General features: G+C 67.1%; 20 protein-coding genes. 11 read left to right on the top strand and 9 right to left on the bottom strand.

Annotated elements, in window-relative coordinates; translation table 11 throughout:
- The first annotated feature begins 93 nt into the window (after positions 1-93).
- Positions 94-657, top strand: a complete 564-nt coding sequence (locus PIB44_RS03330) for a 3D domain-containing protein (RefSeq protein ID WP_253119875.1) — start codon at positions 94-96, stop codon at positions 655-657.
- Between the two features lie 224 nt (positions 658-881).
- Here the strand turns inward: PIB44_RS03330 and PIB44_RS03325 are convergent, their stop codons facing one another.
- The 3 genes from PIB44_RS03325 to PIB44_RS03315 form a co-directional block, all read right to left on the bottom strand.
- Positions 882-1202: an Mpo1-like protein gene (locus PIB44_RS03325; protein ID WP_025978564.1), complete on the bottom strand. Its 321-nt coding sequence runs from the start codon at positions 1200-1202 to the stop codon at positions 882-884.
- A gap of 180 nt (positions 1203-1382) precedes the next feature.
- Positions 1383-3380 carry a DEAD/DEAH box helicase gene (locus PIB44_RS03320; RefSeq protein ID WP_278070406.1) on the bottom strand — a complete coding sequence of 666 codons (1998 nt, stop codon included), beginning with the start codon at positions 3378-3380 and terminating at the stop codon, positions 1383-1385.
- Positions 3381-3553: 173 nt separating this feature from the next.
- The gene (locus PIB44_RS03315; protein ID WP_278070405.1) at positions 3554-4213 is read right to left on the bottom strand and encodes a winged helix-turn-helix transcriptional regulator; all 660 of its coding nucleotides are present in this window, start codon (positions 4211-4213) and stop codon (positions 3554-3556) included.
- Between the two features lie 123 nt (positions 4214-4336).
- Between PIB44_RS03315 and PIB44_RS03310 the strand changes: the two genes are divergently transcribed.
- The 4 genes from PIB44_RS03310 to PIB44_RS03295 all read left to right on the top strand — a co-directional run bounded on the left by PIB44_RS03310 (position 4337) and on the right by PIB44_RS03295 (position 6264).
- Positions 4337-4780, top strand: a complete 444-nt coding sequence (locus PIB44_RS03310; protein ID WP_278070404.1) for a VOC family protein — start codon at positions 4337-4339, stop codon at positions 4778-4780.
- Between the two features lie 3 nt (positions 4781-4783).
- A complete protein-coding gene (locus PIB44_RS03305) occupies positions 4784-5260 on the top strand; it encodes an SRPBCC family protein (protein ID WP_278070403.1) in 477 nt (158 codons plus the stop codon).
- Positions 5257-5751, top strand: a complete 495-nt coding sequence (locus tag PIB44_RS03300; RefSeq protein WP_278070402.1) for a VOC family protein — start codon at positions 5257-5259, stop codon at positions 5749-5751. Before PIB44_RS03305 ends, PIB44_RS03300 begins: the two co-directional genes overlap by 4 nt.
- Positions 5752-5910: 159 nt before the next feature.
- Positions 5911-6264, top strand: coding sequence for a DUF1428 domain-containing protein (locus tag PIB44_RS03295; protein ID WP_278070401.1), 354 nt, complete (start codon positions 5911-5913; stop codon positions 6262-6264).
- 199 nt (positions 6265-6463) lie between these two features.
- Here PIB44_RS03295 and rpoD read toward each other — a convergent pair whose 3' ends face one another.
- Positions 6464-8386, bottom strand: a complete 1923-nt coding sequence (gene rpoD / locus PIB44_RS03290; protein WP_134582339.1) for an RNA polymerase sigma factor RpoD — start codon at positions 8384-8386, stop codon at positions 6464-6466.
- A 75-nt stretch (positions 8387-8461) separates the two neighbouring features.
- The gene (dnaG, locus tag PIB44_RS03285; RefSeq protein ID WP_278070400.1) at positions 8462-10336 is read right to left on the bottom strand and encodes a DNA primase; all 1875 of its coding nucleotides are present in this window, start codon (positions 10334-10336) and stop codon (positions 8462-8464) included.
- A 172-nt stretch (positions 10337-10508) separates the two neighbouring features.
- Between dnaG and PIB44_RS03280 the strand changes: the two genes are divergently transcribed.
- Positions 10509-11720, top strand: a complete 1212-nt coding sequence (locus tag PIB44_RS03280; RefSeq protein WP_278070399.1) for a patatin-like phospholipase family protein — start codon at positions 10509-10511, stop codon at positions 11718-11720.
- A 186-nt stretch (positions 11721-11906) separates the two neighbouring features.
- Positions 11907-12170 carry a hypothetical protein gene (locus PIB44_RS03275; RefSeq protein WP_134582336.1) on the top strand — a complete coding sequence of 88 codons (264 nt, stop codon included), beginning with the start codon at positions 11907-11909 and terminating at the stop codon, positions 12168-12170.
- Positions 12171-12176: 6 nt separating this feature from the next.
- Here PIB44_RS03275 and PIB44_RS03270 read toward each other — a convergent pair whose 3' ends face one another.
- The 4 genes from PIB44_RS03270 to PIB44_RS03255 all read right to left on the bottom strand — a co-directional run bounded on the left by PIB44_RS03270 (position 12177) and on the right by PIB44_RS03255 (position 16423).
- Positions 12177-13145, bottom strand: a complete 969-nt coding sequence (locus tag PIB44_RS03270) for a hypothetical protein (protein WP_025978573.1) — start codon at positions 13143-13145, stop codon at positions 12177-12179.
- On the bottom strand, positions 13146-14306 hold the full coding sequence (gene carA / locus PIB44_RS03265) for a glutamine-hydrolyzing carbamoyl-phosphate synthase small subunit (RefSeq protein ID WP_278070398.1): 1161 nt from the start codon (positions 14304-14306) through the stop codon (positions 13146-13148).
- Positions 14307-14392: 86 nt separating this feature from the next.
- The gene (locus PIB44_RS03260; RefSeq protein WP_278070397.1) at positions 14393-15700 is read right to left on the bottom strand and encodes an amino acid permease; all 1308 of its coding nucleotides are present in this window, start codon (positions 15698-15700) and stop codon (positions 14393-14395) included.
- Positions 15701-15709: 9 nt separating this feature from the next.
- Positions 15710-16423, bottom strand: coding sequence for an SDR family NAD(P)-dependent oxidoreductase (locus tag PIB44_RS03255; protein ID WP_278070396.1), 714 nt, complete (start codon positions 16421-16423; stop codon positions 15710-15712).
- Positions 16424-16557: 134 nt separating this feature from the next.
- On the opposite strand from PIB44_RS03255, the gene PIB44_RS03250 reads away from it, so the two are divergent.
- The 4 genes from PIB44_RS03250 to carB all read left to right on the top strand — a co-directional run bounded on the left by PIB44_RS03250 (position 16558) and on the right by carB (position 24644).
- The gene (locus PIB44_RS03250; protein WP_278070395.1) at positions 16558-17256 is read left to right on the top strand and encodes an HAD family hydrolase; all 699 of its coding nucleotides are present in this window, start codon (positions 16558-16560) and stop codon (positions 17254-17256) included.
- A 223-nt stretch (positions 17257-17479) separates the two neighbouring features.
- Positions 17480-20839: a TonB-dependent receptor domain-containing protein gene (locus PIB44_RS03245; protein WP_278070394.1), complete on the top strand. Its 3360-nt coding sequence runs from the start codon at positions 17480-17482 to the stop codon at positions 20837-20839.
- A gap of 174 nt (positions 20840-21013) precedes the next feature.
- Entirely contained in the window at positions 21014-21334 is a 321-nt protein-coding gene (locus tag PIB44_RS03240; RefSeq protein ID WP_134582329.1) for a ribonuclease E inhibitor RraB, read from the top strand.
- Between the two features lie 10 nt (positions 21335-21344).
- The gene (gene carB / locus PIB44_RS03235) at positions 21345-24644 is read left to right on the top strand and encodes a carbamoyl-phosphate synthase large subunit (RefSeq protein ID WP_278070393.1); all 3300 of its coding nucleotides are present in this window, start codon (positions 21345-21347) and stop codon (positions 24642-24644) included.
- Positions 24645-24668: the final 24 nt, after the last annotated feature.

The raw sequence follows: 24668 nt of genomic DNA, 5'->3' as shown, positions 1-24668 counted from the left end.
ACTGATCTCATTCGCCGCAATTGCGCCGTAATTGGCCGTCAAAAACCGCCGTGCCGGAGCGTGTCGGGACCGGTGCTGCGTGAAGTTTGAACGATGTTGAGCACGGCCGCCGCGCTTGCCATGTTGTGGACCATGGCCTTCTCCGGGTCCGGAGAGCCTGTCCCGTACGAAACCGCCGTCGTCCGCGACGCCGCAATCGTAGAAGCCGCCGCGACGGCCCCTGGTTCCATCGAACCCGTCGAAACGGCGGATTTGTCGGCCGAACAGCTTGAGCTGATGGCCGGCGATCCCGACTGGCGCGCCTCGGCCCGCCTCTATCACGCCGGCGGCGGCGGAGCGACGGGCAACGATTCCCTGGGCTGCCGACCGATTCCGATGCGCACGGTCGCGGTCGACCCGCGCGTCATCCCGCGCCGCACCAAGCTGTTCATCCGCGAGACCGTGGGTCTGCGCATGAGCGACGGCACGGTGCACGACGGCTACTGGTATGCGTCCGACACCGGCGGCGCGATCAAGGGCGCCAAGGTCGACCTCTACACCGGCCACGGCCGCGGCTCGATGCAGCAGGCCCGGACCCTGAACATGAAGACCCTGACCATCGCCGACGCGGGCGATTTCGACGGCTGCCCCCCGGCGTGGGAAACGGCCTCGAACTAAGGCCTTTGAGCCTGACGACAAAAAGGGCGGCCGGATCGAACCGGCCGCCCTTTTTCGTTCTCCTCCCTACGCAGTGGGGAGGTGGCGCGGCGCCGAAGGCGACGTGACGGAGGGGCTGCTTGGTTCCGCGACCTAAAAACTGACCGCCTGCACAGGACTCGCCGTCCCGGCCCCTCCACCGCTTCGCGGTCCCCCTCCCCATTGCATGGGGAGGAAAGCGTCAGTCAGAACTTCCGCTTGCCGCTGACCGTCTCGAGGAACAGACGGAAATCGCCCATCAGGCTCCACAGCGGATATTTGAACGTCGCCGGCCGGTTCTTCTCGAAGAAGAAATGTCCGACCCAGGCGAAGCCGTAGCCGACCAGCGGCATGGCCAGCAGCCACCAGGCGTTGCGCGTCGCCACAAACGCCACGAACGCCGCGATCACCAGCCCCGTCCCGACCACATGGATGCGGCGGCACGTCCGGTTGGAATGCTCATGAATATAATAGGGGTAGAAGGCCTCGAACGAGGCGTACCGCCCTTGGGGTTGCTCGATGCTCATGGCCCCAGCCTGCCCCCGGATCGCGCCGGGGGCAAGAGAGCCCCTCTTCCGGTCATCCCGGAAGCGGCGCCGCCGCTATCCGGGACGGCTCGGAATACGAACATCAGCCCCCTGGGCGGTCCCCGGCCTACGCCTCGCCAGAGAGGCTTCGGCCGGGATGGCGGAAACAACCGCGGGTGTTTAAGCCCGCTTGCCCTTCGGCCCCTTGGCGAAAGGCTTGGCGCCCGCCTTGAAGTCCGGCTTGCCCTTGAAGCCCGGCTTGGGCGTGAACGGCTTCTTGTCGTTCCTGTCCTTGAAGCTCGGCTTCTTGCTGAAACCGCCTTCGCCCGGCGTCGCATCCGCGCGGGGCGCATAGGGCTTCTTCTTGAAGGGGCGTTCGCCATCCGCGCTGCGGGCCGCGTCGCCGTCAGGGCTCCACGGCTTCTTCTTGAACGGCGGACGGCTCTGGCCGTCCTCATCGCGGCGGAAGGGCTTCTTGGCGTAGGGGCGAGCGTCGCCGTCCCGTTCAGCATTGCGGTTGCGCGCGCCCTTCATCGACCCGGGCGTCGGCGCCTCGGACGGGGTGATGCGGGCCTCTTCCTTGCTCATCTCAGCCAAGCGGGCGAAGGCGTCGGCGTGGCTCAGGGCGATCTCGAAGCGCGTTTCCTCCGGGAAGGTGCGGATCGAGCCGATCTGCTGCTTGGTCACGCCGCCGATGCGGCAGATCAGCGGGATCAGCCATTTCGGGTCGGCGTTGCGGTTGCGGCCGATGTCCAGGCGGAACCAGCGGACCTCGTCCGGTTGCAGGCGGTCGCCCGGCCAAGGGGCGGGGGCGTAGTCGTCGCCGCCCACCGCATCGCGTTCGCGGCGCGGCTTGCGCTGCGGGCCTTCGCCCGGATCGCTCAGGTCTTCCGGCGCCGGCAGGTTCTTGCGCAGCAGCACCAGCAGGGCGCGGGCCAGATCGTCCGGCGTGCGCTCCTTGACCAGCGTCTCGATCAGGCCCGCATCCTCGTCCGAGCCTTCCTCGGCGAAGACAGGCGCGGCCAGCAGGCGCTGTTCGTCCTGAGCGCGGATCTCCTCGGCGGTCGGCGCGCCGGACCAGACGGCCTCGACCCCGGCCGAACCCAGCAGCATCTCGGCCTTGCGGCGACGGCTGTGCGGGACCAGCAGGACAGAGATCCCCTTCTTGCCCGCGCGACCGGTGCGGCCCGAGCGGTGCAGCATGGTCGCCTTGTTGATCGGCAGTTCGGCGTGGATCACCAGCCCCAGGTCGGGCAGGTCCAGACCGCGCGCGGCCACGTCGGTGGCGACGCAAACGCGGGCGCGGCGATCGCGCAGGGCCTGCAGCGCCTCATTGCGCTCGCGCTGGCCCATCTCGCCCGACAGCGACACCGAGGCGAAGCCGCGCTCCTGCAGCGAGGCCTGAAGGTGACGCACCGAATCCCGCGTCGAGCAGAAGACCAGCACCCCCGGCGCCTCGAAATAGCGCAGGACGTTGACCACGGCGCGCTCGATCTCGTTCGGCGCGATGCGCATGGCGCGGTATTCGATGTCGTTGTGCGGCTGGCTGCGGTCGACGGTGTCGATGCGCACCGCGTCCTTCTGATAGCGCTTGGCCAGGATCGCGATGTCGCGGGCGATCGTGGCCGAGAACAGCAGGGTCCGGCGCTCTTCCGGCGCCTGTTCCAGGATGTATTCCAGGTCCTCGCGGAAGCCCATGTCCAGCATTTCGTCGGCTTCATCCAGCACGACGACGCGGGCGGCCGACAGGTCCAGCGCCCCGCGGTCGATATGGTCCTTCAGACGGCCGGGCGTGCCGACGACGACGTGGGCGCCGTAGTTCAGGGCGCGGGCCTCCTTGCGGGCGTCCATGCCGCCGACGCAGGTGACGATCTTGGCGCCCGCCTCGGCATAGAGCCACTCCAGCTCGGCCGCGACCTGCAGCGCCAGTTCGCGCGTGGGGGCGATGGCCAGCATCAGCGGCGTGTCCGCCTGGCCGAACCGCTCGTCCTCGCCCAGCAGGGTCGGCGCCGCGGCCAGGCCGAAGGCCACCGTCTTGCCCGAGCCGGTCTGGGCCGAGACCAGCAGATCGCCTTCGCCGTGGCCTTCCAGCACGGCCGCCTGGACCGGGGTGGGCTCAAGATAGCCCTTGTTCAGCAAGGCGCGGTCAAGCGCGGGATGGATCGCGGGAAAGGGCATGAAGGGCCTGGAAATTCAGATGAGGCGACCGTTAAACGGCCGCGCCCGGCGAGGCGTCGCAGCCTGCCGGGCGTCGGGAAAGGCGCTCCCTATACACGAATAACGGCCGCGGTGCGGCCGATTTTTACAAATCGACCCGCGTTCACCACCGGAGCGGCAAATAGGGCGGCCCCCTACCCTGCCTTGGCAGGCAGGTGGAAGAAGTCGACGAACCGCTCAAACACCGCCCGATCGCCCTCGACCGCCATAGCCCCCTCGCCTTCCAGAGCCTGCAGCGGGGCCTTGCCGTAAACGAAAGCCGCAACGGCCCGAGCCGGGGCGCGCACCACCACATCGCAACCCTCGACGTCGCCGCGGACGGCGTCGATGACGCCGCCCGCGACCGTCACGACCATCGGGTCCTCGCCAAGCACAAAGCCCAGCCGCATCGTTGCCCCTTGGGCGCGGGCCGGGTCGAACATGGTCTTGAACGACAGCATGACGGAGACGGCGCTGATCGGCAGGGTCGGGTCGTGCAGGGGCGAACGCGCGGCCCACCGACCCAGCACCATGAAGACCGGCTCGATCTCATAGCCCCAGTCGGTCAGCTCATAGACCTGGACCGAGGCGGGCGGCGGCAGCTTGCGGCGCTGGATCACGCCCGAAGCCTCCAGCCCCTCCAGCCGCTGCGTCAGCACATTGGCCGACAGGCCGCACAGGTCTTTTCGCAGATCGCTGAAACGACGCGGCCCCATCATGAGTTCTCTGATGACCAGCAAGGCCCAGCGCTCGCCGACCAGGTCCAGCCCGTGCGCCGCCCCGCAGGCGTCGTGATACCGACGGGCTCGGGACAAGGGCTCAGTAGTTACTTTTTCTAACTTCATAGTTGACTAACATAACATCGAGGCGCAGAAATCGCCACACTACAGGGCAGGCCGTCCGGGGAGGGAGGGCCGCGCAGAGGGAGGAACCCGCCGATGCCCAAGCTGATCTTCGTCAACCTGCCGGTCGCCGACCTGCCGCGCTCCGTCGCCTTCTATGAGACGGTCGGCGCAAAGATGAACCCGATGTTTTCGGACCAGACGGCGGCCTGCATGGTCTTTTCCGAGACCATCCACGTCATGCTGCTGACCCATGAAAAGTGGGCGACCTTCACCGACCGCGCCATCCCCGACGCGCACAAGACGGCCCAGGTGCTGCTTTGCCTGTCCGAGGACAGCCGCGCGGCCGTCGACGCCGTGGTCGAGCGCGCGACCCAGGCCGGCGGCCAGGCCGACCCCAGCGCCAAACAGGACTACGGCTTCATGTACAGCCGCAGCTACGCCGACCCCGACGGCCACATCTGGGAGATCATGTGGATGGACCCGGAAGCCGCCGCGCAAGGTCCGGAAGGCTTCGCCTCCCAGGTCGGCGGGGGCTGAGCCATGAGCGAGCTTTACGAACTCAGCGTCAGCCGTTTCATCCAGGCCCCGCCCGAGAGGGTGTGGCGGGCCTGGACCCGGCACGCGACCGAATGGTTCACCCCGCGCCCGTGGAGCACGGTGTCCGTCGACCACGACCTGCGCCCCGGCGGGCGGGCCGACGTCGTCATGCAGTCGCCCGAGGGCGAGCGGCATGAGTATCGCGGCGTAGTGCTGGAGGTGGAGCCGGGTCGCCGCCTGGTGACCACCGGCGCCTTCACCGAGGGCTGGATCCCGCAGCCCGGCGACATGAACTTCGTCCGCATCGACACCTTCGAGCCCGAAGGGGACGGCACGCGCTACACGGCCTGCGCCCGCCACTGGACCGAAAAAGCCATGCAGACCCACCGCGACATGGGCTTCGAGACCGGGTGGGGCGCCGCCGCCGACCAATTGGCCCAGGTCGCCGAAAATCTCTCGCCGCAGGAGGGCGTGTCATGAGCGACAAGATCATTCCCTGTATCTGGTACGATCTGGGCCAGGCGAAGAAGGCGGCCGAGTTCTACGTCTCGCTCGGCCTGCCCGACAGCCGCATCGACCGCGTCGTCGCCAGCCCCGCCGACAATCCGTCCAATCCCGAAGGCGCCGAACTGGTGGTGGAGTTCACCCTGGCCGGCAGGCGCTACATGGGGCTGAACGGCGGCCCGATCTTCCCTCAGACCGAGGCTGTGTCCTTCATGATCATGACCGACGATCAGGCCGAGACCGACCGCCTGTGGGACGCCATCGTCGGCAATGGCGGGGCTGAAAGCGCCTGCGGCTGGTGCAAGGACCGCTGGGGCGTGAGCTGGCAGATCACGCCGCGCCGCCTTATGGCCTTCTACGACGACCCCGATCCCGCCCGCGCCAAGGCCGCCTTCGAGGCCATGATGACCATGCACAAGATCGACATCAGCGCCCTGGACGCCGCCGCTGATGCGGTTTCTTCCTAGCGGGCCGCGGTCAAAAGGCTCCGCCTTCTCGACCCGACCTGAATTGTCGCTTTCCACCAAGCCTGAGCCTGCGCCTGCCCCGACTATCCGCCCCGCCCCTCAAGCAGCGAGCCGCCGCGCGGCGAGCGATAGGGGCCAACCCTCCGAAGGAGAGCTAAAATGACCTACATCACCGGCTTCCTGACCCCCGTGAAGGTCGAGAACAAGGACCGCTACATCGAGTCCGCCCGCGTCGCCTGGCCGCTGTTCAAGGGCTACGGCGCCCTGGCCCATGTCGAAAACTGGGGCGTCGACGTGCCCGACGGCAAGGTCACCAGCTTCCCCATGTCGGTGAAGCTGGAAGATGGCGAGGTGGTCGTCTTCTCCTGGTTGATCTGGCCCGACAAAAAGACCGCCGACGACGCTTGGGCCAAGATGCCGAACGACCCCGCCATGGCCGACATGGACATGCCCTTCGACGGCAAGCGCATGATGTGGGGCGGGTTCGAGACGGTTTTCGACGAGAAGCAGTAAAGCGGTGCTCTCCTCCCCACATCGTGGGGAGGGGGACCACGACCCGAAGGGCGGCGCGGAGCAGCCAAGTGGTGGAGGGGCTTTGCGACAGCGGAAGCGAGCAGCCCCTCCGTCTCGACGGCTTCGCCGCCGATCCACCTCCCCATGTCATGGGGAGGAGAAAAAAGGGCGGCTCCGTCGGAGCCGCCCTTTGATCGTTTTAGGAGTCCAGGAAGCTCCGCAGCTTCCGCGACCGGCTGGGGTGCTTCAATTTGCGCAGGGCCTTGGCCTCGATCTGCCGGATGCGTTCGCGCGTGACCGAGAACTGCTGGCCGACCTCTTCCAGGGTGTGGTCGGTGTTCATGCCGATGCCGAAGCGCATCCGCAGGACGCGCTCTTCACGCGGGGTCAGCGAGGCCAGCACGCGGGTCGTCGTCTCGCGCAGGTTCGACTGGATGGCGGCGTCGATCGGCAGGATGGCGTTCTTGTCCTCGATGAAGTCGCCCAGGTGGCTGTCTTCCTCGTCGCCGATGGGCGTCTCAAGGCTGATCGGCTCCTTGGCGATCTTCAGCACCTTGCGGACCTTCTCCAGCGGCATGGCCAGGCGTTCGGCCAGCTCTTCCGGGGTCGCTTCGCGGCCGATCTCGTGCAGCATCTGGCGCTGGGTGCGGACGATCTTGTTGATCGTCTCGATCATGTGCACCGGGATGCGGATGGTGCGCGCCTGGTCGGCGATCGAGCGGGTGATCGCCTGACGGATCCACCAGGTGGCGTAGGTCGAGAACTTGTAGCCGCGGCGGTACTCGAACTTGTCGACCGCCTTCATCAGGCCGATGTTGCCCTCCTGGATCAGGTCCAGGAACTGCAGGCCGCGGTTGGTGTATTTCTTGGCGATGGAGATCACCAGGCGCAGGTTGGCCTCGACCATTTCCTTCTTGGCCTGACGGGCCTCGCGCTCGCCCTTTTGAACCATCTGGACGATGCGGCGATAGTCGTCGATCGGCACCCCGGCCTCGGACGCCACAGCGGCGATCCGGCTGCGGATGTCGGCGATCTGGCTGGTCTCGTTTTCGCTGAACTTGGTCCAGCGGACGCCCATCTCCTTGATGCGCTCGGCCCAGTTGGGGTCGGTCTCCGAGCCGAAATAGGCCTTGAGGAATTCCGGACGCGAGATGCCGTAGCCGTCAGCCAGACGCAGCAGGCGACCTTCCAGACCGATCAGACGCTTGTTGATGGCGTAGAGCTGCTCGACCAGCGCCTCGATGCGGGCGTTGTTCAGCTTCATCGTCTTCAGGCGGTCCGAGATCGCCGTCGACAAGGACTCATAGGTCTTCTGGTCCTTGGCGGTCAGGACATCGCCCTTCAGGCGCGCCTCGACCAGCTTGTCCTGCAACTTGCGGAACTCGCCGAAGTCCAGAGCGATGGCGTCCAGCACCTCCATGACGCCGTCGCGCAGCTCGGCTTCCAGCGCCGAGATCGACATGGCGCCGCCGTCGTCGAAATCGTCCTCGTCATCCTCTTCGCCGTCGCCGTCCGGCTCGCCGGTCGGCTGGGCCGGGGCGGGCTGGTTATGCGGCAGGGACGAGGGGTTCAGGATGCCGTAGGTGGCGTCCAGGTCGATGACTTCGCGCAGCAGGATGCGGTTGTTGGCCAGCTCCTCGCGCCACACCATGATGGCTTCGAAGGTCAGGGCGCTTTCGCACAGCCCCGAGATCATCGCGTCGCGGCCGGCCTCGATGCGTTTGGCGATGGCGATTTCGCCCTCGCGGCTCAGCAGCTCGACCGTGCCCATTTCGCGCAGATACATCCGCACCGGGTCATCAGTGCGGTCATAGGCGGACTTGGCGGGCGCCTCGGCGACCGAGGTCTCGGCGGCGGCGGCCACGTCGGTGCCGGTCGCCTCGGCGGCGTCCTCTTCGGCTTCGACGACGTTGACGCCCATCTCCGACAGCATGGCCAGAATGTCTTCGATCTGGTCCGGCGTGACTTCCTCGGACGGCAGGACCTTGTTCAGCTCCTCCATCGTGACATAGCCGCGCGTCTTGGCCTGGCGGATGAATTTCTTCACCCCGGCGTCGGTGAGATCGAGCAGGGGCCCGTCGGCGTTGGTTTCGGCGTCCTGCGTCTCGGTCTGCGCGCTCATTCAGTCTGTCTCCACGGCCGACGGGGGGTGATCAGGCCCCTGCGGCGAAAATACAACGCCCGACAACTTCGTTCACTACGAAGAAGCCGAGTCTTCCCAAATCGTTCCGGTCTTGATGGCCCGTCGCAACGCATCGCGCTCGGCCTTCACCAGAGCGAAAGCCGAGGTGTCGAAAGCCTTGTGGGCCTCCGACTTTGCCGAAGCGAGCGCCTCGTCCAACGCCGCTGCGCGGGTCAGAGCGTCGAACGCCTGCGACCACCGGGTCCTCGCCTCGCCGAGGGGCTTGTCTGTAGCCAGGAATGGCGCGCCGGACTTCGCCGCCGCCTTCTCGACCTCGCGCAACATGGCGTCATGACCCGATTGGGCCAGATGGCGGCGCAGGGCGGCGGAGTCAAGGGTCCGGCCTGAGAAACGCAGGCACACCATCTCCTGCGCCAGCCCGTCCAACGCCGGATCGCCGAAGCCATAGCGGGCCACCGCCTCCATGTGGTCGTCCAGCCGCTCCGGGTCGTCCAACGCCCCGTGCGCCAGAGCCGCCGCGATCGGCTCTATGGAGCGGAACAGGGCCTGCATGGCCTGAGCGCCCTCCGCCGTCTGCCCCTGCAGCGGCGGCGGGCCGCGCCAGCGCCCGCCCGGCCCCGGTCGACCGCCCTGCGGCTGCGGCCGCGGCTGGCGCGGAAACAGGGCGTCGAAACGGTCGAACAGGTCGCGGCGATATTGCTCCGCCAGATCCTTGTCCTGCACCGCATTGGCCGCCTGTCGCAGCCGCCCCTTCAGCCCCGCCTTGCGCTCGGGCGTGTCCAGCGGTTCAGCCTCGACCTCGCGGCGGAACAGCACCTCGGCGAAGGACCGCGTGGACGCCATGGCCTGGCGCAGGGCCGGCGCCCCCTTGTCCCTCAGGATATCATCCGGATCCTGCCCGCCCTCCAGCAGGGCGAAGCGGAAGGACTTGCCAGACTTCAGCAGCGGCAGGGCCCGCTCGATCGAGCGATAGGCGGCGCGCAGGCCCGCTGCGTCGCCGTCGAAACTCAGCACCGGCTCGGACGACACGCGCCACAGCACCGCCATCTGCTCTTCGGTCAGGGCCGTGCCCATCGGCGACACAGCCGGCAGCCCCGCCCGGTGACAGGCGATGACGTCCATATAGCCCTCGACGACGATGATCCCCTGCTCGCCCCGGCTCTCGGCCCCCATGATCCGCCGCGCCTCGGGCAGGCCGTAGAGGGTCGCGCCCTTGTGAAACAGCGACGTCTCCGGCCCGTTCAGATATTTGGCCCGGTCGTCGGGGTTCATCGCCCGGCCGCCGAAGCTGACGATGCGCCCGCGCGCATCCAGAATGGGGAAGATCAGCCGGTCGCGGAAACGGTCGTAGGGTTGCCCCCCGCCTTCGGGCGCGATCAGCAGCCCGGCCTCGACCAGATCGCCCGGCCGCGCCCCGCGCTGGACCAGCGCCTGCTTCAGCCCCTCGCGGTCGTTGGGCGCATAGCCCAGGCCGAAGCGCTCCCACTGATCCTCGGGCAGGCCGCGCTTTTCCAGATAGTCGCGCGCCGCCTTGCCGACGTTGCGGCGCAGATTGGCGGCGAACCACTTCTGGGCTAGGTCCATCCAGTCGGCGAGGCCCTGACGCTTCTGTTCGCGCTCGGCGGCATGGGGGTCTTCGGCAGGAAGCTGCATCCCCGCCTCGCCCGCCAGTCGGCTGACCGCCTCGACGAAGCTGAGCCGCTCCGTCTCCTGCAGGAAGGTAATGACGTCGCCGTGCTTGCCCGAGCTGAAGTCGTGGAAGAAGCCCTTGTCGTCATTGACGAAGAAGCTCGGCGACTTCTCCTTCGAGAAGGGGCTCAGGCCGACGAACTCGCGTCCCTGACGCTTGAGCTTCACCGTCCGCCCGATGATGTCGGACGGCCGAAGGCGGGCCTTCAGCTCTTCAATGAACCGCTCGTCAAATCGCACCTTGGACCTATGCCGTCCGATGGCGGGCGAAAGCCAGCCCCCGCCGCTGCGCCGACCGGACGGCCCCCGAGCAAAACCTCGCCTGGGGATAAGTGCGGGGACAACCGCTGACTTCCTTCGGGCGAGCGTCTGGGCTTTAACTCATTCAAGCCTCGCCGGAGCCTTTGCGACCATGCGCCGTCTTCGTCTTCTGATCCTGATGCTCTTGCCGGCGGTTCTGCTGACGCTCGGCGCCTGCCAGACGATCCCGCGCCCGGCCTTCGACGCCGCCGATCTGGCCGCCGCCAGCCCGCCGTGGCGCTACGACTTCCTGACTGCAGACGCGCGCGACCGCTTCGTGCGCGAGACGGTCAGGGCCCAGAACGCAGCGACGGACGGGACGTTCGACATCCTGGCCCTGTCAGGCGGCGGAGCCAACGGCGCCTATGGCGCTGGCGTCATGGTCGGCTGGAGCCAGGCCGGCGACCGGCCCCAGTTCGAGGTGGTGACCGGGGTCTCCACCGGCGCCCTGATCGCCCCCTTCGTCTTCGCCGGCCCTCGGTTCGACGCGGCGCTGGAGCACGCCTACACCAGCGGACAGACGGACGATCTGCTGAAATCGCGCGGCCTGTTGGCCCTGACGTTGCCGGGCGTGTTCAAGCCCGAGCCTCTGACCAACCTGGTGCTGAACAACATCTCGCCCGAGCTGTTGACCGCCATCGCCGAGGAGCATCGCAAGGGCCGTCGCCTCTACGTCTCGACCACCAGCCTGGACACCCAGACCCAGGTCGTCTGGGACATGGGCGCCATCGCCCAGCAAAACGACGAGGCCTCGCGTCTGCTGTTCGTCAATGTGCTGATCGCCTCGGCCAGCATCCCCGGCGCCTTTCCGCCCGTGCTGTTGAATGTCGAGCATCAGGGGCGCCGCATTCAGGAGTTGCACGTGGACGGCGGCACGGTGTCCAGCTTCCTGGTGGTGCCCCAGGCCCTGCTGCTGGACGCGCCGAACGTCCGCCCGCTGGACGACGCCCGCATCTGGATCGTGGTCAACGGCAAATGGGACCCGCGCTTCGAGGTCTCGCGCATCTCGGCCATCAGCATCGCCGCCCGCAGCTTCGACACCATGATGAAGGCCCTGCAACGCTCGGATCTGACGGCCATCACCCAGTTCGCCCGCCGCTATGACCTGACGCTGGCGGTCGCCGCCATCCCTGACCACGCCGAGGCCATCACCCTGGACTTCACACAGGCTCATATGACCGCGCTGTTCCAGACGGGCGAGGCGGAAGCCCTGGCCGGCCGCGCCTTCGACCGGCGCGTCGACCCGTCCGAACCGCGCCCCACAGGCCGTCGATCCGGGGAGCGGGCGCCGGCCACGGTGGTCCTTGCTCCCCCGACACATTAGGACTTCATTAACTATATTGACCGCAATGCGGCCACAACCATCTGATTACGAACAATATTTCTCGTATAACAGCGGAACTATCCACAGCATCTGTGGATTCTTCTAACGTCTCCGAGAAACGGAGACGCTTGCCGGACGGCCCCGTCGCAGACCGCGACCACCGCCGTTTTCAGATGGGTATTCTCCATGTTCATCGCCATCGCCCGCCCGGCGGTGGAGCCCCAAGGCCCCGACGCCGTCGCCGTCCCCGGCTCTCCCGCTGTTCCCCTGCTCAACCCGCGCGCGCTACACGCCCGCCTGCTGGCCAACGCCGCCCTGCGACGCCAACGCGGCTTGCTCCGGCGTCAGGAGAACCGCAGCGACGACGCCGACTACTGGCTGCATGCGGCCTGCGTCGCCGTCAGCAAGGCCGCCGCCCTGCGTCGCGCCGAACCGGCCTTCCTGCCCTAGGACGCCTCAGCGCAGCTCCGGCAGGCGTCGCGCCACGGAATCTCTGAGCTTGCGCCCCCGCTCGGACAGGCTCTTGCCCCGACGCCGCTCGCGCGCCTCGAAACCCTGCCCCCAGCGCTCGTGCATGGCGGCCATCAGCGCCGGGTGGCGATCATACTGGTGCACGATCGGACTGACCCCGCCGTCCGGGTTCACGATCCGGCCCGTCCCGTCCAGCGACAGCGCGTCGCCGGGCGTCAGGCCGACGGTGGCGATCCGGCCGTAGTTGGGCCGCGTCTCTCCCTCGATCAGGCCCAGGTGCAGAGCGATGTTGCACGCCGCCTGATCCGCTCCGAAGGCGCCGCCGATCTCCGACCGGGGGATGGCCGCCAGCATCAACAAGGTGCGGCAAAAACGGATCATGCACGCGCGCGGCCCCACGACGGTGCCGACACAGACGCACGGCTTGTCCGCCAAAGCGCGCGCCACGGCCTCGCCGCCGACGCCGCGCAGATATTTCATGTTGAAGGCATGCCCCTTCAGCCCGCCGTCATACTCGACGAAGAACTCGAGCTTCTGGGGCGGCGGATCGAACGGCGGCGCCTGAAAGACCACGTCGCGCACGTCCGTCAGCAACACCTGGCGCGCCCAGGGCCGCTCGCTCATCAGGGCGTCGAAGGCGGCGAAGCGCTGCATTACGGGATGCGGACGCCAGACGCCGTTGCAGGCCGAAGGCGGCGGCGCAGACTCCACGCCATGCTGCGCCAGAAAGTCCAGAAGCGCCGGCTCCTGATCCGTCACCAGCACGACGGGCCCGGCGTAGACCGCCCGCAGGGAACGCACAAAGACCGCCACATCGGCCGCTTCATAGCCGGTGGCGTAGCCCAGGATCAGATCATGCTCAGCCGCCGCAAAGGTCGGAGAGGCCCCCCTCTCGCCCGCGATCGCGGCGGTTACCCAGCCCAGATAGGCCGACTTCGCCGCCGGTGAAGCCATTTACGCCCTCATGGAATCCACGAAACGCTTGAACAAATAGAGGCTGTCGGTCGGACCCGACGAGGCCTCCGGGTGATGCTGCACGCTGAACACCGGACGGTCCTTCATCGCGATGCCGCAGTTTGTGCCATCGAAAAGCGACACATGTGTTTCAACGACCGCCTCGGGCAGGCTGGCGCCGTCGACCGAGAACTCGTGATTCATCGACACGATCTCGACCTTGCCCGTGGTCAGATCCTTGACCGGGTGGTTGGCGCCGTGGTGGCCCTGTTCCATCTTCAGCGTCTTGGCGCCGAGCGCGATGGCCAGCATCTGGTGGCCCAGGCAGATGCCCATCAGGGGCTTGCCGCTATCCAGCAGCTTCTTGATCTCGGGCACGGCGTATTCGCCGGTCGCAGCCGGATCGCCCGGACCGTTCGACAGCACCACGCCGTCGGGGTTGCGGGCCAGAATGTCCTCGGCCGTGGTCGAGGCGGGGACCACGGTGATCTTCACCCCGGTCGAGGCCAGGGCCCGCAGGATGTTGCGCTTGACGCCATAGTCGACGACGACCACCGACTTGTCGCCCGCCTCAGGCTTGGCGTAGCCGGTCGGCCATTCCCAGGCGCCCTCGGTCCATTCGAAGGCCTGGGTGGTCGAGGCGTCCTTGGCCTGATCCAGGCCGACCAGGCCCTTCCAGTCGCGGGCCCGCGCCGTAAGGGCCTCCAGGTCGAACCGGCCGTCCGGGTCGTGGGCGATGACGGCGTGCGGGGCGCCCTTCTCGCGGATCAGCTGGGTCAGGGCGCGGGTGTCCACGCCGGCCAGACCAATGACGCCGCGCGACGCCATCCAGCCATCCAGGCTTCCAGTGGCGCGCCAGTTGGCCGGCTCAGTCGGCACGTCGCGCAGGATGACGCCGCGCGCGGCGCGCTCAGGCGCCTCGCCGATCTGCTCGACGTCTTCCAGGTTCACGCCGACGTTGCCGATGTGCGGGAAGGTGAAGGCCAGGATCTGGCTCATGTACGAAGGATCGGTCAGGATTTCCTGATAGCCCGACATGGCGGTGTTGAAGACGACTTCACCCACGGCCGATCCGGTCGCCCCGACGCCGATTCCCGACAGCACCGTTCCATCTGCGAGCACGAGGACGCCGGTGGCGCCGGACAGGATTTGAGTCGTCATGGCGCAGGGCTCCTAGCAGTGAATACGGGCGGACAAACGGCGGGGTCGCTAAAGAGATGAAGGGGCCGTGTCAACACGGCCTGCGATTATGCCGTCTGGAAGCGCCCCTGGCGCTTGCGAACCCACAACCAGGCCAGGCTGGTCACGGCGAAGAAGCCGACGCTGGGCCAGATGTACCCGCCCGCCGCCGCCGCGACCGCAAAGGCCGAGAACACCGCCCCGCCGACGGCCAGCAGACGCCAGCCCGGCTTGGTCGTCAGCTTCCACAGCGTCACCGAACACAGGGCGTAAAGGCACAGCGTCAGCACCGAGGTCACGCCGATCAGCACGCCGAACTGCTGGCCCAGCGTCGGCTGGGCGCTGGCGATCACCATGGCGCTCATGATGACGCCGTTGATCAGGGGGTTGGACAGGGGCGTCTTGCCCTTCTGCGCTCCGCCGAACCAGCGCGGCAGCCACCCGGCCTCGGCCGAGGCGCGCGCCGTCTCGCCGCCCATCATGGTCCAGCCGGCGATGGTGCCGGTCGCCTTGATGACGGCGCAGGCCGCCACCAGGCCTGCCACCGAGGCTCCCATGACCCGCGCCACCAGATCGGCGTAAGGGCTGGTGGAATGGGCCAGGACATCGGCCGGGATGACGCCGAACACCGCCACGCTGGCCGCCACATAGACGACGAAGGCCAGCAAAACCCCGCCAAGCGAGGCGCGGCCGACATCGGTCGCCGGATTCTTCACCTGGCTGGACAGGGCCGCGGCGCTCTCGACGCCCAGGAAGGCCCAGAAGATCACGGCCAGCGACGCCGGAACCGTCTTCATCAGCGGCTCGCCCGCCGGGCTCCACGACGCTGCGAAGGTGTCGCCGCTGAAGGCGATGACGCCGGCGATGATGGCCAGGCCGATGGGGATCAGCCCCAGCACCAGGGTGATCGCCCCGAAGCGCGCCGCCGTCTTCGACCCGGCCGCATAGGCCGCCGTGGTCAGCCAGATCAGCGCCAGATTGCTGAGCGCCCCCCACATGGGCTCCTTCAGCGCCGGAAAGAAGAAGGCCAGATAGCCGGTCCCCGCCACCGCCACGGCGACATTGCCGGTCAGACATGCCGCCCAATAGGCCAGTCCCGTCTGATAGCCCAGGAACCGCCCCAGACCGCGCCGGGCGAAATCCGACAGGCCGTCGGCCTCGGGCTGCATTCGCCCCAGACCGCCGAACACCAGCGCCAGGGTCACGGCCCCGACGCCGCAGACGATCCAGCCGATCAGGCTGCTGCTGCCGGTCGGCGCCAGGGTGGCGGGCAGAAGATAGACGCCCGATCCGATCATATTGCCGGCCACCACCAGGGCGGCCAGACCCCAGCCGATGCGGCGCGACGGTTCAGGCAGGACGTCCAGTTGGCTCATACGCGCCCTTTACTCGGGAATTCGCGCGCTGTCCCATGCGAATACGCCGCCGCTGTCGGCCGGCGTGAGCCCCTCGATCACCGTCAGCAGGCTGGCGGCGGAAAAGGCGGCCGAGAACAGCTTCTCGGGCTTGACCCCGCGCTGGAAGGGCGCGCTCAGGGCCGTGTCCACCGTGCCCGGATGCAGGCCCGCGACCACCGCCTGCGGATGGGTGCGCGCCAGTTCCACCGACAGGGTCTTCAGGATCATGTTCAGCGCCGCCTTGGACGCGCGATAGCTGTGCCAGCCGCCCAGCCGGTTATCGCCGATTGACCCGACCCGCGCCGACAGGGCCGCGAACACCGCCCGCTCGTCGCGCGGCAGCAAGGGCAGGAAGTGACGCGCCGCCAAAGCCGGCCCCACGGCGTTGATCCGATAGTCGCGCATCAGATGCTCCGCCGACAACTCGCGCCAGCTTCGTTCGGGCGTCTGGCCAGAGTGCAGCACCCCGGTCGCCACGATGACCAGGGTCGGCGCAGGACCCCCGGCGATGCGCGCGGCGGCGGCGGCCATGCTGGCCTCGTCCTCCAGATCCAGATAGCCGTGCGTCACGCCCTCGATGGGCGCCGCCGGCGTACGCGACAGGCCGTGCACCACGCGGTCGCCCGCCTGACCCAGCTGCTGCGCCAGCGCCCTCCCCACGCCGCCCGACACCCCCACGATGATCGCCGAACCCGTCCTCATGTCTTTCGCCTTTCGCGCGCGCCTGTCTCCGGGAATACGCCGCTGAACCGTCTCTGGACCGATGACGCCCTACCTTCGCCATCCACGCGGGTTTAGGAAGCGGGCAGCCCCCTCGCGCCTGGACGACGCCCCCCATGAGCATCACCACGGTCGGCCTCGATGCCGACGACACCCTCTGGCACAATGAGACTCTCTTCCGCCTCAGCCAGAAGCGGTTCGCCGAACTGCTGGCCGACCATGCCGAAGAGCCGGTGATGATGGACCGCCTGGCGCAGGTCGAACGGCGCAACCTGCGGCTCTACGGCTACGGGGTGAAGGGCTTCACCCTGTCGATGCTGGAGACGGCGATGGAGCTGTGCGAGGGCTCGGCCCCGCCCCACATCGTGCGGGAAATCCTGGCCGCCGGGCGCGAAATGCTGGTCCACCCGGTCGAGACGCTGCCAGGCGTCGCCGAGACAGTCGCCGATCTGTCGACGCGCTACCGCCTCATTCTGATCACGAAGGGCGACCTGATGGACCAGGAACGCAAGCTCGCCGCCTCAAGACTGGGCGACTACTTCTCGGGCGTCGAAATTGTGTCGGAAAAGGACCGGCGAACTTACCAAACGGTATTTTCCCGTCACGGCGTCGCTCCCGCCGACGCCGCAATGGTCGGCAATTCCATTCGATCGGACGTGTTGCCCGCCATCGAGGCCGGCGCCTGGGGAATCCATATCCCATACCCGATCACATGGGCGCACGAGCTGGCCGAAGCCCCCGAAGGCCATCCTCGTTTCGTCAGCCTGAGCCGTTTCGATGAAGTGTCAGACTGGCTTCAGACAGTCGACCCATAACCAGGTTGCCTGGCCCACTTTCAAACACAGTTCGCCCCATTTGTCACAATAACGTGCCGTTATCTCGTCATTATTGGGCAGATTTCGTCCCAAATTTGCAACACGGCAACATTACCGTCGTACTTCGGCCCTCATGCGAGCGATGCAACTTGACCTCATCTGGTTGAGGCAATCCTGTGGCGGATCATGGTTCGTACCGTGTCGCAATGTGAGGCTTAACTGTATGCGTATTACCCGCTCCCGTTTGCTGGGCAGCACTGTTCTGATCAGCGCCATCGCCGCCGCTGGCGTTGCTTCGGCCCAGGTCGCTGAACAGCCCGCGTCGGACGCCCAAGCCACTGAAGTCGGCGAAATCGTCGTCACCGGTTCGCGTATCCGTCGTAGCGCCGCCAACGCGCCGACCCCGATCATCCAGGTTACGCAGGAAGAGATCCTGTCGACCGGCCAGACCAGCCTGATCGACTACCTGGCCACCATCCCGGCTCTGCAGAACTCTACGGTGCCGTCCGACACCACCGGCTCCAGCCTGAACACCGGCGGCCTGTCGCTGGCCAACCTGCGCTCGCTGGGCGCCAACCGCACCTTGACGCTGGTCGACGGTCGTCGCCACGTCGGCTCTTCGGGCGGCGAACTGTCGGTCGACGTCGACGCCATCCCGCGTCTGCTGATCCAGAACGTCGAGATCATCACCGGCGGCGCTTCGTCGGTCTACGGCGCCGACGCCGTCTCGGGCGTGCTGAACTTCATCCTCAAGAAGGATTTCGAAGGCCTGGAGATCGACGCCAACTACGGCCAGATCAACGACAACGGCGAAGCCACCCGCCGCATCTCGGGCCTGATCGGCAAGAACTTCTTCGACGACCGTCTGAACGTCTATGCTCACGCCGAGTATGAGAAGATCGACAACGTCGACTCGATGGACATCGACTGGATCCGTCGCGGCCCGGCCCGCCTGGCCATCGACGCCGACCCGACGAACAATTCGTATGACGGCCGTCTGGACGCCCAGGTCTTCTACGGCCTGAACCGCCTGGACATCCTGCCGTGGGGTCAGACCACCCTGGCAAACCTGCAGCGTCCCAGCGACCTGACCAACCCGAACGTCCCGTACCAGAACTGTTTCTCGGACGGCGACTTCACCTACGCCGCCAACTGCTACGGCATCATGCCGGGCAAGACCTTCGTCTATGACGGCGGCGCGGCCCGTGAAGCCAACTTCGGTCAACGCGTCGGCAACGTCGGCATCAACCGCCCGTACAACATCGGCGGCGACGGCATGCCGATCGGCGAAGTCGCCGGCTACAGCCGCATTCCGGCATCGGAATCGCAGCGTTATCAGGTCGGGACCAACTTCAAGGTCACCGACTCGATCAACTTCCACGCCTCGGCCAAATACATCACCGAGGAAACCTTCATGCGCGGCCAGCCGACGTTCTTCGACGTCGACCTGGACAACGATTCCTATGGCGCCGGCGAGACGAACTCGATCTGGGCCACCTCGGCCTTCGACCTGCGCTGGGACGACAACGCCTTCCTGCCGCAGTCGATGAAGAGCGCGATCGCCAACAACAAGATCGACATCTACGCCCCGCCGACGGCCCAGAACGCCGGCGAGCTGATCGGCTCGCAAAGCCTGCCGATCGCGCGTCACAGCTTCTTCGGCCCCGAGCGTTCGCAGAAGAACACCCGTGACCTGCAACGTTACGTCGTCGGTTTCGACGGCGACCACGGCCCGATCGGCTTCGCCAAGTCCCTGTCGTGGGATCTGGGCTACACCTACGGCAAGGTCGAGATCGAAAACATCGAGCGTGGCGTGGACGTGCAGCGCATGGCCCTGGCCGCTGACGCCGTGGTCGACACGACGGGCCTGCTGGGCTCCGCCGGCGCCGTCGTCTGCCGTTCGGCCCTGCTGAATGCGCGCGGCGTGCCGATGCGTGAGGTCAACGAAAAGGGCCAGGTCATCCAGGCTGGTCTGTATGACCCGGTCCGTGGCGGCGACCTGCGTGAAACCGAGTATGGCCGCAACGCCATCGCCCAGTGCACCCCGCTGAACATCTTCGGCGCCGGCAACCAGTCGGCCGAAGCTCTGGACTACGTGGACGCCTTCGTCCGCGTCGAGGAAATGAACGAGCAGCACCAGCTCCTCGGCTCGATCTCGACCGAGCTGTGGGACTTCTGGGGCGCCGGCAACCTGGGCTTCGCCTTCGGCGGCGAATGGCGCAAGGAAACCACCTCGGCCGTCGGCCGCAGCTCCACGGCCGGCGACCGCCTGCTGTTCCTGAACACCGGCGCCGACTTCCCGGAAGTCAGCTATGAGTCCAAGGAACTGTTCGCGGAAGTCTCCGTGCCGCTGTTCCGCGACTCCTTCATGGGCGAATACGCCGAACTGAGCGGCTCGTACCGCTGGGCCGACTATTCGACCGTCGGCAACGTCGACGTTTACGGCGTGAACCTGGTCTACCGTCCGATCCGCGATCTGACCTTCAAGACCAGCTTCAACACCTCGGTCCGCGTGCCGAACCTGGGTGAGAACTACTCGCCCTACGGCCAGACGTTCGCCAACAACTTCAGCGACCCGTGCGCCACGGCCAACATCGCGAATCTGGACGACCAGGAGATCAAGGCCAACCGCGTGAAGAACTGTACGGCCCTGGCCGCACAGCAGGGCCTGTCGTTCGACTTCGCCGGCGCAACCGCCACCAACACCGACGACTTCCGTCCGAACTACACCTCGGGCATCGCCGGCGTTTCGGGCGGCAACCCGGACCTGAAGCCGGAAGAGTCGGAATCCTTCACCTTCTCGACCGTCTATCAGCCGAGCTACGTCCCGGGCCTGACCCTGTCGCTGGATTACTATGAAATCCGCATCGACAAGGTCATCGCCGCCGTGTCGGCTGCCGGCATCGCCGCCAACTGCGTGAGCGGCGCCGAACTGAACATGGACGCCTGTAACTCGATCTTCCGCAACAACCCGAACATTCCGTTCGGCATGGGGGCCCCCTCGGGCGATCCCATCGGCGGCTTCATCGAGCGTTCGTTCAACTACGCGGCCCTGGAAACCCGCGGTCTGGACTTCGGCGCCAACTATTCGTGGGACACCGCGGATTGGGGCAAGAACTGGGGCTCCTTCGACTGGCGTCTGCAAGGCTCGTGGTTGATCGAGCAGAAGCAGTACCTGAACGAGGCGGATCCGTCGGACTACAACGAACTGGCGGCCAGCATCGGCCTGAGCGGCACCAACGCCTACCCGCGCGTCCGCATGGCCTCGTCGCTGTCCTGGCGTCCGAACGACATCTGGAACGTGAACTGGACCGCCGACTGGCAGTCCGCCACCAACATCGTCCGCGCCCGCGACTTCGTGAACAACGCGGACTCGCGTCTGGCCGACCAGATGGACACCGGCAACTTCGTCCGTCACGATCTGACCGTGCGTTACAACGTGCGTGAAGACCTGACGCTGCGCGCCGGCGTGGTGAACCTGTTTGACGCCGAACAGCGCGACATCCTGGGCACCACCATCTACTCCAACTTCGACCCGTACGGCCGTCGCTTCTTCGTCGGCCTGAACTTCCGTCCCTTCTAAAGGACGGACGAGGTTTGAAACTCTGGGGGCGGTCCTTACGGGCCGCCCCTTTTTCTTGTGCGCTCGGGGGGGATAAGCCCTTGCCCCCCGGCCCCCTCCTCTCTAAACGGGCCGCTTAACCGACAACCCGAACGGATCGGCCGCGACAGCGCTCGCGCCCGGCCGTCTGCGCGCGTGGAGACCGCCGCCCTGACCAGTCATGAAGAAAAGGACGCCATGGTGCGCGCCGCGCTCGCAGAGCAGGGCGACAGCGGGATCACCCCGCGCCATACGCTGTTCTACTTCTACGGCGAGGAAGAGGCGCACGGCGACCTGTGCGAGGTGGCCCGCCGTGCGGGCTTCCTGACGCGGGGCCAGGGCGACATGACAGTCCTGGAGACCACCATGCCGGTCGACGAGGCGTCGTTTGCGCCTGTGTCGGCCATGATGCAAACCTGGGCCGCGGCCTTCCAGCTCGACTACGACGGCTGGGAGTGCGCGGTCGTGACGAACTGAGTAGACGCCGATGCCCAAGCGCACAGACATCAAGTCCATCCTGATCATCGGCGCCGGTCCGATCGTCATCGGCCAGGCGTGCGAGTTCGACTATTCCGGCGTTCAGGCCTGCAAGGCGCTGAAGGCGGAAGGCTACCGGGTCATCCTGGTCAACTCGAACCCCGCCACCATCATGACCGACCCGGAGGTGGCCGACGCCACCTATATCGAGCCGATCACGCCCGAGATGGTCGAGAAGATCATCGCCAAGGAGAAGCCGGACGCCCTGCTGCCCACCATGGGCGGCCAGACGGCGCTGAACACCGCCCTGGCGCTGAACGCCTCGGGCGCCCTGGCCCGCCACGGCGTCGAGATGATCGGCGCCAAGGCCGAGGTCATCGACAAGGCCGAGGACCGTCAGAAGTTCCGCGACGCGATGGACAAGCTGGGTCTGGAATCGCCCCGCTCGCGCGCCATCCACCACATCGAGGAAGCCGACGAGGCCCTGGCTTTCGTGGGCCTGCCCGCCATCATCCGCCCGTCGTTCACGCTCGCCGGCACCGGCGGCGGCATCGCCTACAACGTCGAGGAATTCCACGAGATCGTGGAGCGGGGCCTGGACCTGTCGCCGACCACCGAAGTGCTGATCGAAGAGTCGGTGCTGGGCTGGAAGGAATATGAGATGGAGGTCGTCCGCGATCATGCGGACAACTGCATCATCATCTGCTCGATCGAGAACATCGACCCGATGGGCGTCCACACCGGCGACAGCATCACCGTCGCCCCGGCCATGACCCTGACGGACAAGGAATATCAGATGATGCGCGCGGCCTCGATCGCCGTGCTGCGCGAGATCGGGGTCGAGACGGGCGGCTCGAACGTCCAGTTCGCGGTCAACCCCAAGGACGGCCGTCTGGTCGTCATCGAGATGAACCCGCGCGTGTCGCGTTCCTCGGCGCTGGCGTCCAAGGCCACCGGCTTCCCGATCGCCAAGATCGCCGCCAAGCTGGCCGTCGGCTATACGCTGGACGAGCTGAAGAACGACATCACCATGGTCACCCCGGCCAGCTTCGAGCCGGCCATCGACTACGTCGTCACCAAGATCCCGCGCTTCGCCTTCGAGAAATATCCGGGCTCCGAGCCGTCGCTGACCACGGCGATGAAGTCGGTCGGCGAGGTCATGGCCATCGGCCGCACCTTCCAGGAATCCATGCAGAAGGCCCTGCGCGGACTGGAGACCGGCCTAAACGGCTTCGACGATATCGAGATCGACGGCGTGACCGGGGCTGAGGACGACGCCTCGGTCAAGGCGGCGGTGATCCGCGCCCTGGGCCTGCCGACGCCCGACCGCATCCGCGTCATCGCCCAGGCCTTCCGCCACGGCCTGACGGTCGAGGAGGTCCACGCCGCCTGTTCGTATGAACCGTGGTTCCTGCGCCAGATCGCCGACATCGTGCGCACCGAGGGCCATGTCCGCGTCCAGGGCCTGCCGACCGAGGCGGCCGACTTCCGCAAACTGAAGGCCAAGGGCTTCTCCGACGCCCGCCTGGGCGCCCTGACCGGCAAGACCGAGGGCGAGGTCCGCAAGGCCCGCCGCGCCCTGAACGTGCGCCCGGTGTTCAAGCGCATCGACACCTGCGCCGCCGAGTTCGCCAGCGCCACCGCCTATATGTATTCGACCTATGAGACCGGGGCCCTGGGCCAGGTCCCGGCCTGCGAAGCCGCCCCTTCGGATCGCAGGAAGGCGGTCATCCTGGGCGGCGGTCCCAACCGCATCGGCCAAGGCATCGAGTTCGACTACTGCTGCTGCCACGCGGCCTTCGCTTTCGCCGACATCGACGTCGAGAGCATCATGGTCAACTGCAACCCCGAGACGGTCTCGACCGACTACGACACCTCCGACCGCCTGTATTTCGAGCCGCTGACGGCCGAGGACGTGCTGGAACTGATCGACGTCGAGCGCTCCAAGGGCGAGCTGATCGGCGTGGTCGTCCAGTTCGGCGGCCAGACCCCGCTGAAGCTGGCCCATGCGCTGCAGGAAGACGGCGTGCCGATCCTGGGCACCAGCGTCGACTCCATCGACCTGGCCGAGGACCGCGAGCGCTTCCAGCAGATGCTGAACGAGATCGGCCTGATCCAACCGCCGAACGGTCTCGCCCGCTCCGCCGAGGAAGCCGCCCAGAAGGCCGAGGAAGTCGGCTATCCGGTCGTCCTGCGCCCGTCCTATGTGCTTGGCGGCCGCGGCATGATGATCGTCCACGACCGCGAGCAGCTGGACCGCTACGTCCACGAGGCCATGCGCGTCTCGGGCGACGACCCCGTGCTGATCGACCACTATCTGAACCGCGCCACCGAGGTGGACGTGGACGCCCTGTGCGACGACGAGACCGTCTTCGTCGCCGGCGTGCTGGAGCATATCGAGGAAGCCGGCGTCCACTCGGGCGACAGCGCCTGCTCCATGCCGCCCTTCTCCCTGCGCCCCGAGACCGTGGCCGAGCTGAAGCGCCAGACCGCCGCCATGGCCAAGGCCCTGAAGGTGCGCGGCCTGATGAACGTGCAGTTCGCCATCGAGGAGCCGCACAGCGAGAACCCGCGCATCTTCGTGCTGGAAGTGAACCCGCGCGCCAGCCGCACGGCGCCCTTCGTCGCCAAGACCATCGGCCAGCCGGTCGCCGCCGTCGCCGCCAAGGTCATGGCCGGGGTTCCGCTGGCGTCCTTCGGCCTGGTCGACAAGGAACTGGACCATATCGCCGTCAAGGAAGCCGTCTTCCCCTTCGCCCGCTTCGCCGGGGTCGACACCATCCTGGGCCCGGAAATGCGCTCGACCGGCGAGGTGATGGGCCTGGACTGGAAGCGTGAGGGCGAGGCCGACCTGGCGCCTGCCTTCGCCCGCGCGTTCGCCAAGTCGCAGACTGGCGGCGGCACCATCCTGCCGACCGAGGGCACGGCCTTCGTCTCGGTCAAGGACGCCGACAAGCCCTTCATCGTCGAGGCGGTGAAGACGCTGCTGGCCCAGGGCTTCGCCGTCATCGCCACCGGCGGCACCCACGCCTATCTGAGCGAGCAGGGCCTGGACGTCGGCCTGGTCAAGAAGGTGCTGGAAGGCCGTCCGAACATCGTCGACGCCATGAAGAACGGCGAAGTCCAGCTGGTCTTCAACACCACGGACGGCAAGCAGGCCCTGGCCGACAGCTTCTCCATCCGCCGCACGGCCCTGATGATGAAGATCCCCTACTACACCACCGCCGCCGGTTCGCTGGCCGCGGCCCAGGGCATCGCCGCCGTCCGCCACGGCGAAATGGATGTGCGTCCGATCCAGAGCTACAACTGAGACCAGGCTTCGAGTTGAACAGAG

Source organism: Brevundimonas sanguinis (genome assembly GCF_029636725.1).
In the GTDB taxonomy this organism is placed as follows: domain Bacteria; phylum Pseudomonadota; class Alphaproteobacteria; order Caulobacterales; family Caulobacteraceae; genus Brevundimonas; species Brevundimonas sanguinis.
The sequence above is the reverse complement of the archived record's forward strand: the minus strand, read 5'-3'. Positions and strand labels throughout refer to the sequence as shown.